The 16283-nt window shown below is 26.8% G+C and carries 14 protein-coding genes and 2 pseudogenes; 10 read left to right on the top strand and 6 right to left on the bottom strand.

The genetic code is table 11. The annotated features are described in order from the left end of the window. Window positions 1-47 precede the first annotated feature (47 nt). Window positions 48-818 carry a shikimate dehydrogenase family protein gene (locus tag X274_RS07670; RefSeq protein WP_047266242.1) on the top strand — a complete coding sequence of 257 codons (771 nt, stop codon included), beginning with the start codon at window positions 48-50 and terminating at the stop codon, window positions 816-818. On the opposite strand, the gene X274_RS07665 is transcribed toward X274_RS07670, so the two are convergent. Beyond that, window positions 808-1938: an MFS transporter gene (locus tag X274_RS07665; protein WP_047266241.1), complete on the bottom strand. Its 1131-nt coding sequence runs from the start codon at window positions 1936-1938 to the stop codon at window positions 808-810. The two genes, X274_RS07670 and X274_RS07665, sit on opposite strands and share 11 nt — an antisense overlap. A 69-nt stretch (window positions 1939-2007) precedes the next feature. Between X274_RS07665 and X274_RS07660 the strand changes: the two genes are divergently transcribed. From X274_RS07660 to ppdK, 6 genes are read left to right on the top strand one after another with little or no spacing between them, the layout of a single operon-like run. Beyond that, window positions 2008-3291, top strand: a complete 1284-nt coding sequence (locus X274_RS07660) for a hypothetical protein (protein WP_047266240.1) — start codon at window positions 2008-2010, stop codon at window positions 3289-3291. A gap of 24 nt (window positions 3292-3315) precedes the next feature. Further along, on the top strand, window positions 3316-4218 hold the full coding sequence (locus X274_RS07655; RefSeq protein ID WP_052913244.1) for an ABC transporter substrate-binding protein: 903 nt from the start codon (window positions 3316-3318) through the stop codon (window positions 4216-4218). An 11-nt stretch (window positions 4219-4229) separates the two neighbouring features. Continuing rightward, complete coding sequence (locus X274_RS07650; RefSeq protein WP_047266239.1) at window positions 4230-4622, top strand: MazG nucleotide pyrophosphohydrolase domain-containing protein; 393 nt, start codon at window positions 4230-4232, stop codon at window positions 4620-4622. Beyond that, window positions 4591-5793 carry a hypothetical protein gene (locus tag X274_RS07645; protein WP_047266238.1) on the top strand — a complete coding sequence of 401 codons (1203 nt, stop codon included), beginning with the start codon at window positions 4591-4593 and terminating at the stop codon, window positions 5791-5793. The genes X274_RS07650 and X274_RS07645 overlap by 32 nt, the downstream gene beginning before the upstream one ends. 14 nt (window positions 5794-5807) lie before the next feature. Continuing rightward, window positions 5808-6791 (top strand): NAD(P)H-dependent glycerol-3-phosphate dehydrogenase, encoded by a 984-nt coding sequence (locus X274_RS07640; RefSeq protein WP_047266237.1) that lies wholly within the window; start codon window positions 5808-5810, stop codon window positions 6789-6791. Between the two features lie 31 nt (window positions 6792-6822). Further along, window positions 6823-9489 (top strand): pyruvate, phosphate dikinase, encoded by a 2667-nt coding sequence (gene ppdK, locus X274_RS07635; RefSeq protein ID WP_047266236.1) that lies wholly within the window; start codon window positions 6823-6825, stop codon window positions 9487-9489. A gap of 44 nt (window positions 9490-9533) precedes the next feature. On the opposite strand, the gene X274_RS07630 is transcribed toward ppdK, so the two are convergent. From X274_RS07630 to X274_RS07620, 3 genes are all read right to left on the bottom strand, one after another. After that, window positions 9534-10085, bottom strand: a complete 552-nt coding sequence (locus tag X274_RS07630) for a hypothetical protein (RefSeq protein ID WP_047266235.1) — start codon at window positions 10083-10085, stop codon at window positions 9534-9536. Next, on the bottom strand, window positions 10078-10989 hold the full coding sequence (locus tag X274_RS07625; protein WP_047266234.1) for a hypothetical protein: 912 nt from the start codon (window positions 10987-10989) through the stop codon (window positions 10078-10080). The genes X274_RS07630 and X274_RS07625 overlap by 8 nt, the downstream gene beginning before the upstream one ends. Window positions 10990-11352: 363 nt before the next feature. Continuing rightward, window positions 11353-11820, bottom strand: coding sequence for a hypothetical protein (locus tag X274_RS07620; RefSeq protein ID WP_047266233.1), 468 nt, complete (start codon window positions 11818-11820; stop codon window positions 11353-11355). A gap of 184 nt (window positions 11821-12004) precedes the next feature. On the opposite strand from X274_RS07620, the pseudogene X274_RS07615 reads away from it, so the two are divergent. Continuing rightward, window positions 12005-12319: pseudogene (locus X274_RS07615) on the top strand (putative PEP-binding protein); the annotation flags it as partial. Between the two features lie 143 nt (window positions 12320-12462). Further along, window positions 12463-13134: a Crp/Fnr family transcriptional regulator gene (locus X274_RS07610; RefSeq protein WP_047266231.1), complete on the top strand. Its 672-nt coding sequence runs from the start codon at window positions 12463-12465 to the stop codon at window positions 13132-13134. Between the two features lie 375 nt (window positions 13135-13509). Here the strand turns inward: X274_RS07610 and X274_RS07605 are convergent, their stop codons facing one another. Further along, window positions 13510-15351: an alpha-amylase gene (locus X274_RS07605; protein ID WP_084822690.1), complete on the bottom strand. Its 1842-nt coding sequence runs from the start codon at window positions 15349-15351 to the stop codon at window positions 13510-13512. Between the two features lie 204 nt (window positions 15352-15555). Further along, window positions 15556-15723 (bottom strand): annotated as a pseudogene (locus X274_RS12405) (hypothetical protein); the annotation flags it as partial. A gap of 390 nt (window positions 15724-16113) precedes the next feature. Between X274_RS12405 and X274_RS12400 the strand changes: the two are divergent. Continuing rightward, entirely contained in the window at window positions 16114-16257 is a 144-nt protein-coding gene (locus X274_RS12400) for an SDR family oxidoreductase (protein ID WP_084822688.1), read from the top strand. The last annotated feature ends 26 nt before the right edge of the window (window positions 16258-16283 follow it).

Here is a 16283-nt window from a genome sequence, read left to right as displayed (position 1 = left end):
TCTGTAAATTGAATTTACACAAAATAACTATAAATCAGTAAAAAGGGGTGATTGAATTAAAATTCGGTATTGTACAATATCCAAAAAAAATAAGTTTGTCAGAAAAAATATATAATAAATATTTCAAATATATGGATATACATGCGATATATGAAGGAATCAATATTAAACCAGAAGATTTTGATAAAAAAATAAATACAATAATATCAAATTATTATGGGCTTAATATTACAATTCCTTATAAAGAAAAAATTTTTAAATATATAAATCCATCTGATGATGCAATATTTCTTGGTGCAGTAAATACAATATATAACAATAGAGGATATAATACAGACTGGGTAGGTTTTTTCAATTCCATAAAAAATGAAGATTTAAATGGAAATATACTCGTTTTAGGTGCAGGAGGAGCATCTAAGGCTGTTTTATATGGTTTATATAAGCTTGGAATAGATAGATTAGTTTTGATAAATAGAACGTATGAAAAGGCTATAAAATTAAAAAAATTATTTGATAAAAAAATAAATATAAGAGTTAAGCCTTTTGATAAATTAAATGATGAAATATATAAAACATCTATATTTATAAACACCACATCAATAGGAATGTTCGGAGAGAGTATTCCTATTGATTTAAATAAAAATTTAAAGCTTGTATATGATGTGATATATATTCATACGCCTCTTCAAAAAGTTTTTGAAAAAGCGCAAATAAAGGTTATAAATGGGAGAAAAATGTGGTATTATCAGGCAATAGAAAATTTAAAAATATGGGGTTTATATAATAAAGAAATTTTTGATTTGGTTTTTAATTTTTAATTTTTAATATTCCTGAAGATATAATTAATACAAAAATCATGGAAATAATTGGGACTATATAACCATATATTATTGAATAGTCTCCTAAGAATCCCATAAAAGGAACTATTACTGCAGCTCCAATGCCTATACTTAAAGAAACCATACCTGAAATCAGCCCAACCTCTCTATGAGATAAATTTGCATTTAAATATTTCTGTGTTGCAGGAAAAATTGGCCCCAATAAAAATCCAAGTAGTGAGAAAAAATAAGGAGAATATTTTCCGGAAATAAAAATTAATATTAAGTCGATTATAGAAAATAAAACAAATAATACCGTTATTTTCATTTCCAATTTTTTATATAATCTATCCGTAATTAATCTTCCAAAGGTAAATGTTATCCAGAAAAAGCTTATGAAAATAGAAGCTTGTTCTTTTGAAAAATGAAAGTAATCATTAAATAAATTTGCTCCCCAGTTTATAACCCCGATTTCTGTGCCTGAATACAATGTGAATATCAATAACATATAAATAATAAATTTTCTTCCCAGTATATCAATTGCTTCAGTTAATTTAAAAGCTTTATATTTAACATTTTCTGGAACTTTTTTCACCAGCATAAAAATTTCTATAAGTATTGATATTAATAGATAAAAAATAAAAGGTATTTTATAATTCATATTATTTTTTAAAACATAGGATATAAAAAGAGGACCGGAAATTCCTCCAAAACCAAAAAAAGCATGAAACATACCATATTTTTGATATTTTTCATCAAGATGATCAAACATTGAAATTAATGCCAGGATACTTTGCCCCATAGCAGCTCCTAAAAAAAACATTGATAATATAAGGATATATGCATTATTTGAAAAAATGAATAATGCTGTTCCTAAAACTTCAAATCCCACCCCTATAACAAGACTGCTTCTGAGTCCCAATATAGCAATAATAAATGCGCCAAAAAATGAAATTATCATATTACCAACAGTTCTGGAAAAAGGAATAAAGGAAGAAATTCCAACAGACATATTAAAACTTTCCTGTAATGTTGTCATTAAAGGTGGAATTGAATTAACGATTATGGATAATAAAAAAATGTTAATAAAAATAAATATTTGCAATTTTTTTTGTGTCATTTCAACCTCCTTTTAAAAATTAAATTTTTATTGTATAATATTATAGCAGATAAATGTTGGAGGTGCAATATGTCTATGAAAAAATACGTTATTTTAATATTTTTATTATTAATAATCCTTCAAAGTTGCTCTTTTTTTAATTTTAACAAAAAAAATGTTTCTGAAATTATAGAGTCAAAAAAATTTTTCAATATTTCAGTTGAAAAAAACATATATATAGCTTCAAAAAGATTTAGAGAACCATTTAAAGTTTATATTAACAATTCTTATGCAGCGACACCATCTGAAGTAATAGATAAAATAAAAATTTTTCCAGAAACTGAAGAAGCTACTATAAAACTTTATAAAAATTACCTGGATTTTAATAATTTTACAAAATCTGGAACATATACTATAACCTTTTTTCATTCAAAAACATCGACATCTTTAACTGTAAGAATATTACCTGAAAAGTCTGAAGATCTGGTTTTAAGAATACCTCAGAAAACTTTTTTTGCAACAGATGTAATAAAGATACCTTTTCAATTATATTATGTTGATAAATTTAAAAATAAGATAATAAAGAATATTGAAAATATTTCAATTTTTCCTTATGTTAAAAATACATTAAAGAAAATTAATAATAAAAATTATGAATTAATATTGTACAATATTACAAAGCCAGGAAAGTATAGATTTGCACTTAAAATAGATAATAAGACAAAGGATTTAACCTTTGAGATAATACCCGGACCACCTGAAAAAATCAAATTTGAAAAAAATACTTTTGAAAAAAGAATTTTAAATTTAGCCACATATTATGATAATAATATACATTTTCCTCCAAAAATGGTCAAGATAACGTACAGGCTTTTAGATAGATTTGGTAATGTTACAAAAAATAAGGAAGTTTCCTATAAAATAGTATCAAATAATATATTAACTCCAAAAATCCAAATATATGATGGTAAAATTAATATAAATTCTAATGTTTCACCTGGAAAATATATTGTTGAATTTTTTTATAATAATAAAAAATTGAAAGGTAATCTTGAAATAAATATTTTTAGTGTTCCAAGAAAAATAATATTTATAGAAAAGAAAATTACTGATTCAATTTATCTGGAGTTTTCTATACAGGACGGAAACACAAATCTGGCAGAAAATATTGAAATAAAGAAAATAATAATAAAATCAAATAAAACGGAAATTTTAATCGGGGATAAACTAAAAAAATATTTGATAAAAGAAGGAAATTTATATATATTAAACGAATATCCTCTGAATACTTATGGGAATAATATAGAGATAACAATATACATTAAATCAAATATATTTAATTACACAAAAAAGATTACAGAGAAATTATTTTGAATTTCAATAAAAGGAGGAATTTATATGAAAAAACTTTTTTTAATACTTGTTTTATTTTCAAGTTTAATATTATTTGCCGGCACTTTTTACAACCCTTTAGGTCCAACTTTATTGCCTGCAGCTGGGTTATATATTAATAAAATTCCAACGTTACAAACATCTTATTGGAGAAATATAGATCAGGCACAAACATTGGTGTTAAAAGAACAGGCAGATTTTATAGTGTTACCTGTAGCTTTAGGTGTTGAATTAATAAATAAAGGTGCAAAATATAAATTAGCAGGCATTTCACTATGGAAAACATTTTATTTAATTTCTTCTAAAGAGATAAAAAATATAGAAGATTTAAAAGGAAAAAGAATAATAACTCTTCATGGACCAGGACAAACGGCGGATGTTATTTTAAAAATAATAAAAAAAATTAAGAAAATTGATTTTGAAATTGTATATGTAACAAGTGGTCCAGAGATAATACAGTTATTGGCTTCTGGAAAAGAGAATATAGCTGTGTTACCAGAACCTTTTGTATCTCTTGCAGAAGTTAAAACAAAAGGAAAAATAAAAGTTCAAATGGATTTTCAAAAAGTTTATGCATCATTATTTAATTTAAAGGATGAAAAATTACCAATTGCAGGAGTTTTCGTTTCAAATAAAAAATTTAAAGAAAATCCAAATTTTGTAAAAAGGGTTTTAGATGGTTATAAAACGTCAGCAAATGAATTTTATAAAAACAATTTTGAACAGGCTTTAAATTATGTATATAATATTATGCAGACTATGCCAAAAATAGTTTTACAAAAAGCCGCTTCGAGATCTGAAATTTTTTATACAAATGATATAAAAAATATAACAAATATTTATCTAAAAAATCTTTATGAATATGGTGCAATATCAAAAATACCAGAGGATTTATATCTAGATTATTGAGGAGTAGATTTATGAAAAAAGAGTTTTTAAAAGAATTCAAAAAATTATGCGATATTGTTCAAAGAAACATTGAGAAATGTCCATGGGTAAAATCAATAAATTTAAATACTATGATAAATGAAGCCTCTTCTGAGATAAAAGAAATTGAAGAGGCTTTGCTAAGTGAAGATATTGATAATCTTGAAGAAGAATTAGGTGATCTAGTTTATGATGCTTTTTTGATATTAAAAATTGCTGAAAGAGATTATAACATATCTTCAGATAAAGTTATAAAACGTGTAGTTAATAAAATATCCAACAGAAAACCATGGTTATTCTGGAAAGGAAGTATTTCTCGTGAAGAGGCAGCAAAAATATGGTTAGAAAGAAAAAATGCAGAAAAAACAGGTGATAATATTGATTAAGTTGTATTTAAGCGATTTGCATATAGGTAACGGAAACAAAAAAGATGATTTTAAATATGATATTGAGTTAATCAAAATTTTAGAAAACTTAAATACAGATTCAAATAATGAGTTGTATATTGTAGGAGACGGATTTGAAATTTTACAATCTTACGAAAATGATATAAAAACAAATGATGTTAGAGATATAATTAAAAGTTTTGATTTTCAATATATATTTAACGAAATAGAAGAAAAACATCAAGATTTAATAGATGCATTTAGAAAATTTGCAAAGAGAAATACCATACATTATATTGTTGGAAATCATGATTATTATCTTTTGTTAGATGAAAAAATGAAAAATTATTTTAAAAATTTTTTAGGTGAAAATGTTGAAGTTCATCCATATTACTATGATGAAAACTGGGAATTATTTATAATACATGGAAATCAATTTGATCCTCTCAATAGATTAACATTAACTAAAAATGGGAAAATACTACCCCCATATGGTGAACTGATGGAAAAATTCATATCGAAATATTTTGATAATGAAATTCTAACAGTATTACCAAACGAAATTTTAATGGATTATGATAATATTGAACCCAAAATGGATATCTTTTTATGGCTTGAAGAAATTAGAAATAAATATTCTATAAGACTTGATCTTGAGTATAAATGGATTGATATGTTTGTTAAATTTGTTCGATCTAAAGAATCAAAAGAATGGTTGAAAGAAAATTATCATTTTATACATTTTTTATCTTATTTATTTGTAAATAAGATAGGTGGTATAAAAATAGGAGAAAGTATCGTAAGAACAATAAATTATTTTAGAGGAGCAAAAAAGACAAATTATTTGTTAAAAAACGTAAAAAAAATCTTATATGAAAGTAGATATATTCCTAAAAAATATTGTGTTGGTTACTCTGATAATGATATTATAATTCCATCAAAATTACAGGGGATAATAATGGGTCATATTCATATTCCGTCATATGAAATTTTTCCAAACAATATAGGGGAAACCTTTTATTGTAATTTAGGAAGCTGGAAACATACAGTAAGAAAAACATCTGTAAAAAATAAAACGAAATTCTTAAAAAGAACGCAGATAAGTTATTTTATAGTAAAAGAAAGTAACAAAAGCTTGAACACACAATTTATTATAAAAGATATGATATAATTAAGGAGGGCATCATGAATATAGGAATAATTGGTTCTGGGAGTTGGGGAACTGCAATATCGAAAGTATTGTTAAATAATGGACATAATGTAAAAATATGGACAAGAGAAGAAAAGATACTTAAAGCATTAAAAGATGGAGAAAATCCATATTATTTACCCGGTATATCAATTCCAAAAAATATAAAACCTTTATTGAATATAAATGAAGTTATGAAAAATTCTGAAGTAATTGTGTTAGCAATACCAACCCAGGCAATTCGAGAAGTTGCATTGCAGATAAAGCCTTTTTATGAAAATCAAATTATAGTTAATTTAGCAAAAGGTTTAGAAATTTATTCTCAAAAAAGAATTAGTGAAATTTTAAATGAAGTAATTGGAGACATGCAATATGTAGTGTTAAGCGGTCCCAGTCATGCTGAAGAAGTAGCAAGAGATGTTCCTACAAGTATTGTTGCTGCATCCAATGATTTAAAAATAGCAAAAATTGTTCAAAAAATATTTAGTAACATTTCTTTTAGAGTATATACTAATGAAGATGTTGTTGGTGTTGAGTTAGGTGGAGCTATTAAAAATGTTATTGCAATTGCAGCAGGAGTTATTGACGGAATAGGCGGATGGGATAATTCCAAAGCAGCGTTGATAACAAGAGGGCTTGCGGAAATAATTAGATATGGTGAAAAAAAAGGAGCTAAAAAAGAAACTTTTATGGGATTAGCTGGTTTAGGTGATCTTATAGTTACATGTAATAGTCAACATAGTAGAAATAGATATGTTGGTGAAATGATTGGACGAGGTAAAAAATTAAATGAAATAATAGAACACATGAATATGGTGGCAGAGGGTATATATACCGTTAAAGCGTTATATGATGAAATAAAAAGGTTAAATATAGATATGCCCATAACAGAAAAAACTTATGAGGTATTATATTTAAACAAAAATCCTAAAAAAGCCATTCATGAATTAATGAAAAGGGAATTAAAAGAAGAAAATTAGACCTTTACATTTGATAAGGAGGGAGAAACACATGGAAAAAAAGATGGTGTATTTTTACGGCGGCGGTATTGCCGAGGGTAGTGCAAAATTAAAGAACTTACTTGGAGGTAAAGGTGCAAACTTAGCAGAAATGGCAAAAATGGGTTTGCCTGTTCCAGCTGGTTTTACTATTACGACAGAAGTTTGTGATTATTATTGGAAACATGATAGAAAATTCCCAGAAACATTAGAAGCAGATGTTGAAGCTGCATTAAAAAGATTAGAAGAAGTATCAGGAAAAAAATTTGGAGATAAAGATAATCCATTATTAGTATCTGTAAGATCTGGTGCAGCTGTATCAATGCCAGGTATGATGGATACAATTTTAAACTTAGGTTTAAATGATGAAACAGTTGAAGCTTTAGCAAAAAACACAGGAAATCCAAGATTTGCATATGATGCATATAGAAGATTCATTCAAATGTTTGGTGATGTTGCATTAGGTATACCTCATCATGATTTTGAAGAAGCATTAACAAAAGTAAAAGAAGAAAAGGGTGTAAAATCAGATATTGAATTAGAAGCAGAAGACTTCAAAAAAGTTGTTGAATTATACAAAGAAATTTATAAAAAGGCAGGAAAAGAATTCCCTCAAGATCCTAAAAAACAATTATGGATTGCTATAGAAGCTGTTTTTGGAAGTTGGATGAATGAAAGGGCTATAAAATACAGAGCTATTAATGGTATTAAAGAAGGTGAATTGTTAGGTACAGCTGTTAACGTAGTTATGATGGTATTTGGTAATATGGGTGAAGATAGTGGAACAGGTGTATGTTTCACAAGAGATCCTAATACTGGAGAAAAAATAAAATATGGTGAATACTTACCAAATGCACAGGGTGAGGATGTTGTTGCAGGTATCAGAACACCATATCCATTGGAAAAATTAAATGAAATTATGCCAGATGTATATAAACAATTAACAGATATTATGGATAAATTAGAACATCATTACAAAGATATGCAGGATATAGAATTTACAGTAGAAAAAGGTAAATTATATTTCTTACAAACAAGAACCGGTAAAAGAACAGCTAAAGCTGCTGTGAAAATTGCTGTTGATTTAGTAAAAGAAGGTTTAATAGACAAAGCTACAGCTGTAATGAGAGTAACTCCTGATCAGATTGACAAATTATTGCATCCAGCATTTGACGAAAATGAAATCAAGAAGGCACAGGAAATTGGTGAAGGATTACCTGCATCACCAGGAGCAGCAACAGGTAAAGTTGTATTCAGTGCAGATGAAGCAGAAGAATTGGCAAAAGAAGGAACACCTGTTATTCTTGTAAGACCAGAAACAAGTCCTGAAGATGTTGGAGGTATGAATGCTGCTGAAGGTATCTTAACAGCAACAGGTGGTATGACATCACATGCAGCAGTTGTTGCAAGAGGTATGGGAAAACCTGCTATTGTTGGTGCTGATGAGATAGTTATAGATGAATCAGCAAAGAAGTTTGAAGCAAGAGGCGTTATTGTAAAAGATGGAGACTGGATTTCAATAGATGGTACAACAGGAAAAGTTTATTTAGGAAAAGTAAAAACAATTAAACCAAAAGGATTAGAAGGCGAAGTAGCTGAACTGTTAGAATTTGCTGATGAAATAAGGGTATTGGGAGTAAGAGCAAATGCTGATATCCCAAGAGATGCAAATGTTGCAAGAAATTTTGGTGCTGAAGGTATTGGATTATGTAGAACAGAACATATGTTCTTCGAAGGTGACAGAATCCAAAAAATGAGAAGAATGATAGTTTCAAAAACAGTTGAACAAAGAGAAGCAGCATTAGAAGAATTATTGCCATTACAAAAAGAAGATTTCAAAGGATTATTTGAAGCTATGGAAGGATTTCCTGTAACAATAAGATTATTAGATCCACCATTACATGAATTCTTACCGAATGATGAAGAACAAATGAAAGAATTAGCACCACAATTAGGAATTACAGTAGAAGAATTAAAAGAAATTGTGGAAAACCTACACGAATTTAACCCAATGATGGGTCACAGAGGCGTGAGGTTGGCTATCACATATCCAGAAGTTGCAGTAATGCAAACAAAAGCAATTATTTTAGCTGCTATTGAAATGGTTAAAGAAGGTAAAAAAGTAAAACCAGAAATTATGATTCCATTAGTAGGAACAGTAAATGAATTAAAATACTTAGATAAAATAGTAAGAGAAACTGCTGATAAATTAATTGAAGAAGCTGGTGTTGACTTAGATTACAAAGTGGGAACAATGATAGAAGTACCAAGAGGTGCAATAACAGCTGACGAAATTGCAGAAGTTGCAGAATTCTTCAGTTTTGGTACAAACGACTTAACACAAATGACATTAGGTTTCTCAAGAGATGATTATGGTAAATTCATCAACGATTACATTGAAAAAGGAATTTATGAAAAAGATCCATTCAAACACGTTGATCAAACAGGTGTTGGTAGAATGGTAAAAATTGCAAAAGATTATGGAAGATCAGTAAATCCAGAATTAAAATTAGGTGTTTGTGGTGAACACGGTGGAGATCCAGAATCAATTGAATTCTTCCATAAAACACAATTAGATTACGTAAGTTGTTCACCATACAGAGTTCCAATAGCAAGATTAGCAGCAGCACAAGCAGCAGTTAAATTCAAAAGAGGAAAATTTGTAAATTACGCTGACTAATATAATAATCAAACCCCGGGAGAATATTTCTCCCGGGGTTATTTTTATTTAAATTTTTCACGTATTTCCAATCTGAAAATATTATAATTATATTCATTCAATAATGAATAATAGTATTCTATATAAGAGATTTTATCTAACACATATTTTAAATATTCTATTGGAGAATTATCATAGTTTTTATCATTTTCCAATAAATTAAGATATTCTTTTGCAATATTTAATTCCATTTCTAATTGTTCAATTGTATAAACTATATTTGTTATATTTAATCTTACATTATTAATTATTTGTTCTTCATTATATAAATAGGAGATATTAAAATCTTGATATTTTTCACTGCTATTCAAAGTAATATTAAACGATATATTTGAATTAAGATTTTTATATTTATTGAAATCATATTTTAATCTATTTTCTGTCAAAAATGGCAACTTAGTATTAGTCATAGCCAGAAAATCATTTAAATTAAAATTTATCGACGTTATTCGATTATTTAAATCAGAATAGAAATTTATATATGGCAAATACAATGTTATTCCTTTTCCAGAATAATTATATGCCCTTATTTCTTCATATATACACTCCCTATTCATTAATAATTTTATTAACCTTATAAATTCTATATCCTCTATTACCTATTATTAATATATGATCATTAACATTTAATAGTCTAACATTAATTTCAAATATTTCATCCAATAGTAATTCATAAAATACTTTAACTATTTTATTTGTATAAGATACATAAGCAACCTTTAGTTTTTTTCCATCACTATATGAAATAAATAAATTATTATTCGAATCAATAGAAAAATCTATTATTCTATTTGGGAACCAATCTAACTCTTTTTTATTTTCTCCGGTTTTTATACTATATCGATATATTTTATTATCACTAGATAAATAGTAAAAATAGTCATTCTCTATGGTATATTTTATAATCGAAGCTACGTTAATTTTTAAATTTTTTATAATATCTGTATTAGATATAATTTTCCCTTTTATATCTATTAAATATATTTTATTTGAATTATTTATTATTAACAGTTTTTCATTTTTATATGGTAAAATATATTTGATGTCATTAAATGTATTTCCATATTTAATGATGTTTTTTAAACCGCCGTTATTAGAAAAAATATATAATTTTTTATCTTTTTTTGAAAATACTATAATATTATTTCTTAAAGCTATAATGTTACCAATATCATCTTCACTAATATACTTATTATAAATATTAAAAAGGATAACTTCTTCTGATGAATTATTAAAAAATACTTTCATTAAAATTCCTTTCTTTTTGAAAAACAAATAAGCATTTTTACTTTGATAATCAACAACCGAAACTGATATTGGTCCTAAATCAGGATAAATTGAATAATTCTCTAATGCATTATCATATACCTCTTTAATCTTAAAATAGTTAACATCACTATCTGAATATATTTCTCCAATTAAAATAATTAAAATTATAAATATTAATATAGTTTTTTTCACACTTGCCCCTCCTCATACACATATATGGCATCTTCAAAAATACTCAAATATAATATTTACAATATTTGCATGTTATCTAAAAAAAATTGTCTTTATTAGATACAATATAATTAGGTTAACTATTTATTCTATTTAGTAAAACAAAACGATATTGTCTTACAAAGGAGACACCTCAACAAAGAATAATCCTTACTAAATTTACCTTGATAAAGTAATTATTTACTTTGTTTTTTAAATCGCAATTTATACTTCATAATATTTTTGTTCGAGTTTTTTTCATATTCTTATTTACTATTTTTCATTTTTGGAAAGTCTATTAAGATGAACATCTATTAGCTTAATAAAACTAATAGGGCTATCGAGTTATTTTATAGGAATTGTTGTAACTCTATCTTCTGCATATAAAGGTTTGTCAACAGACCAAGTTGTAATTTTCCTTTCTTTATAAAATTCATAATAATATGCCATTCCCCAAGCTCTATACTTTTTCCATCTTGAATCCCAGGTTAATTTATATTTTGGGCGACAAACTGCTTGTATCGATAATGTTTGAGAAACCTCTAGGCTTGATCCAATGTTAAAATTTATCTTTAATATATCAAATAAATCTCCTTCACCACCAGCATTTACTATTATTGATTGCTTAACTGTTTTTGTTCTATTTACATTAATATTATCCATAGTTCTATTAGTTACAGAAACTAAAGTTTTCCAAGGAGTATAATAATACCATGAATTAACAATTTCAGTTTCCCAGCCCCAAAATTTAGCGGAAAAAGTAGAAATAGAAATTAATAATACGAGAAAAAACACCATATAATTTTTTTTCATAAACCTCATCCCCTTTCTATAAATATTAATATTTTTGACGCAAAAATAATTATTATCATACTTAAAATTTTATAATTAAAAATATTTTTATCTTTATAGTTTTATACAAATATAATATCAAAAAAAAAAAAAAAAAATAATAACATTAAAGTAAATTAATGGTAAATTTTCTTTTTGTAAATGAGATGATTATGGTAAATTCATCAACGATTACATTGAAAAAGGAATTTATGAAAAAGATCCATTCAAACACGTTGATCAAACAGGTGTTGGCAGAATGGTAAAAATTGCAAAAGATTATGGTAGAGCAGTAAATCCAGAATTAAAATTAGGGGTTTGTGGTGAACACGGTGGAGATCCAGAATCAATTGAATTCTTCCATAAAACACAATTAGATTACGTAAGTTGTTCACCATACAGAGTTCCAATAGCAAGATTAGCAGCAGCACAAGCAGCAGTTAAATTCAAAAGAGGAAAATTTGTAAATTACGCTGACTAATATAATAATCAAACCCCGGGAGATTAATTCCGGGGTTATTTTTATTTAAATATCGAACCTCAAATCAAAATAAACAACGATTCTAAGTTTGTGTTATAATTAAAGAAAGATAAAATTTTATATGTTCATTTTGAGGTGATACTATGCATCCATTAATAGAGAGATTTTCAAAATTAATTATTTTCAGGAAGTTAAAATTATCAGAAATTGAAGAGTTAATAGAAAATAATATATTATATATAAAAGAATTTGAAAAAAATTCAATAATTAAATCAAGAGGTGAAAAAATAGAAGAAGTAATGTTGCTATTATATGGCAGAGTAAAAACAGAAATGATGGAAATTGATGGAAAAATCATACAAATAGAAGAAATGAAAGCGCCAACTATTATGGCATTAGGTGCAACATTTTCTAAAAATTCCAAAATTCCAGTAGATATTATTTCAGAAGAAAAGACACTTGTAGCTTATATTACCAAAAATAAAATATATGATTTATGCATGAAAAATAAGGATTTTTTAATAGAATTAATAGAATATATGGGAACAAAATTTAATTTTATATCACAAAAATTATGGTTTATAACATTAAATAGCTTAAAAGATAAAATTTTATATTATTTAAAAGAAAAAATGGAAGATAAAAAAACTGAGGTTATTGATTTAGAATATTCCGTTGAACAATTATCACACCTCTTTGGTGTTACAAGACCTGCATTATCAAGAGCTTTTTCTAGATTAGAACATGAAGGTATAATAAAAAAAGAAGGTAATAAAATATATATTTTAGATAAAAATAAAATCGAAAATATATAATAAAATTCCGGTTTTCCCACGAAAAGAGTGGGTAATTAAAAATAAAATAATATATTTAAAACCATAAAACAAAGTTAATAAAACCAATTTTTAAATGAAAAAACTTATGTTTATAAAAATACTTAACAACTTTTTTTATCTTCAGAACATGCAGATTTAGTGCTTTTTCAGGACTATCCAAAATTCTGTTTCTAATTCCTAATCCCTTTTTTGTACATTTTTATTTTCCTTTTTTTTAACATTCTTGTAGTTGTTTTTACAGCGAGTGGTTGGCACGGGTCACCCCCCCAGCAGTCTTTCACCACCTAGTTGTTACGCATGCCCGGTACACATAAATAAACCACTCCAAAAATTTGGAGTGGTTTATTTATTTTTTTATTGTTCTACCCATACTGAAACAGAACCACCATTTACCTTAAATTCTGCCCATCCATCAGAATTTGACCATATAACATCTGTTCTATTTCCTAAATAATCAATAAATTTTGCATTTTTCTTTCCAACATACATCCATTTACTCCCACCAGGACCATCTGTTAATATTACAGCCATAGCTTTTGGATGTTCTACATCTCCCAATCTTGTCCATCCAATTATGTCCCAGTGATCCAAATAATCATATTGCTCACCATATGCATACAATTTTCTTGCTTCAATAAGTTTTTTTATAACGTCATATTGTGCTGTTATTTCAGGAGCTCCATACATGTCTCCATAAAATACACTTGGATATCCATCTCTCCTCAATAAAATCATTGCATAAGCTAGTGGTTTAAACCAATCCTGTACAGACGAATACAACGATTGACCAGGTTGTGTGTCATGATTTTCTACAAATGTTACTGCTTTTACCGGATTTGATTGTACAAGTGTCCCATTGAAAATATTTCTCATATCATAATATCCACCAGCATTCGAAGCATCATGAAAATGCTGATGCAAAGGCACATCGAATAAAGACATCCTTCCTTCAGTTTTTGAAATATAGTTATCTAATTTATTTATATCTGTACTCCAATATTCTCCAACAGTAAATAATTCTTTTCCTGTTGTGCTTCTCATATAGTCCAACCAGTCATTGAAAAAATCAAACTTTATATGTTTTACAGCATCCAGTCTAAATCCATCAACATTTGTAAAATCAACATACCATTTTCCCCAATTCTTTAGTTCCTGAACAACGTCCGGATGTTCCATATCTAAATCTGCACCCATTAAATAATCATAATTTGCATTTTCAGTATCAACTTCCCAGTCCCATGCTTTTCCTATTCCATTAAATCTAAATATTGCACTTTCTTGAGTACTTTGATCCCAATCCACTCCATCAAAATGATACCATCTCCATTTGAAATCAGAATATTTATTTGCCCTTCCAGGAAAATCGAAAACGGTCCAAGCCTTTATGTCTTTATTTTCAAGAACATAATTTCTATCATTCCAGGAAACTTTATATGCATTAACCCATTCTGTGGCATCTGCTCCCATTCTATGATTAAATACTACATCAGCATAAATCTGCATATTATACAAATGTGCCGAATTTATAACATTTAAATATTGATCTTTGGTTCCATATTTTGTTGCAATACTTCCCTTTTGATTGAACTCTCCAAGATCATACATATCATATACTCCATATCCCACATCACTTTTACCGGCCTGACCTTTATAAGCAGGTGGTAACCATAATGCTGTTATTCCCATAGATGCCAGATCCGGTATTTTCTCAGAAAGTTCTACCCATAACCCTCTTTGTGTATTTTCATCATATTCTGGCAAATACCATTGAAAAGCCTGTAATATTACTCCATTTATAGGACTTGTATATTTTTTTACATCTATATAATGTGTATCATCATAAAAGGTTATCTTATATGTAGTATATGGCTGAACTTCATAATCTGTTGCGGGATAGCTTTCGCTCCAATCACTATAATGATCTATTTTGAATCGCGGAGCCCCGTATCCATCACCATTATTAAATGTAATTATAATCTCCCATGTGTTTGGCGCAACTTTTTGCATAAATGTTATTCCCCAATTGTTTGGAGTTCCTCTGAAATACGCCTGAGTCCATTCGCCTTTAACAACAATAGTAGAAGCAGTAATTTCTCCAGAATTTCCATCAACTTGTTTTACACACCCTGTTAATAATAATAAAGTCAATGAGATAATAACTAAAACATTCAAAAAAAAACGCTTCACTTTGTCCATACCTCCCTAAAATATAATTTAACCCCCATCCAATTACACTTCGGATTATACTATTCGTAATATATTTTTAAAAATGCAATAATCAGAAAATATATTTTTAAAATAAGAAAAAAAGAATTATATTTACTAATAATTAATTTTTTTGAACTTTAACAACAAAAACTCCCCTCTGAAATTCAGAGGGGGGTAATTATTTTTATTTAATTATTTATTCAAGAAAAATTCTAAATCTTCTTTAACAGTAGTAATAGGATTAATTCCAAAATTATCAACTAATACTTTCAATACATTTGGTGAAACAAATGCTGGTAATTTCGGACCTAATTTTATTCCTTTTACTCCTAAGTATAATAATGCTAATAATACTGCTACTGGTAAGAATTTTTTTGGTTTTCTATTAAATTAAAAGTATAAATAAACCTATAAATAATAAAAAATTAACAATAAAAATATATCAAGTGATATAATAATTATGTAAATTTATCAAATTTAAGAAAAGAAAAGTTGGTTAAAAATTTACTTAAATTTTACTTTATGTTGTTGACTATTTTTTTTTTTTTTGCTAAAATTATTGTAAATTGAAAGGTGAGAATAATATCTTTTAATTATGAAGTAACATAATATAAAAATTATATATTCATAAAGTTTTGTCGTAACTTATAAGTTATAAAATTCACAATATTTGTCTGTAATATTATTAAACAAAGTTAATGATATTCCTGATAAAAATAATAAAAAAAATAAACCAGACTCTTCTTAAAAATAAAAAAAGATAAAATTCCTTTGCGGAGACGTGGGAATTTTCAAGAATATAGTGAAATAATAAAATTTTTAATTTCGGAAAAAGCAAAATACATAAATGGGGAAAGTATTTTTGTTGATGGAGGGATAAATGCACAACAATAAATTATATATTGATTTATTAAAGTATA

This window comes from Marinitoga sp. 1155 (assembly GCF_001021175.1).
GTDB lineage: Bacteria > Thermotogota > Thermotogae > Petrotogales > Petrotogaceae > Marinitoga.
The sequence above is the reverse complement of the archived record's forward strand: the minus strand, read 5'-3'. Positions and strand labels throughout refer to the sequence as shown.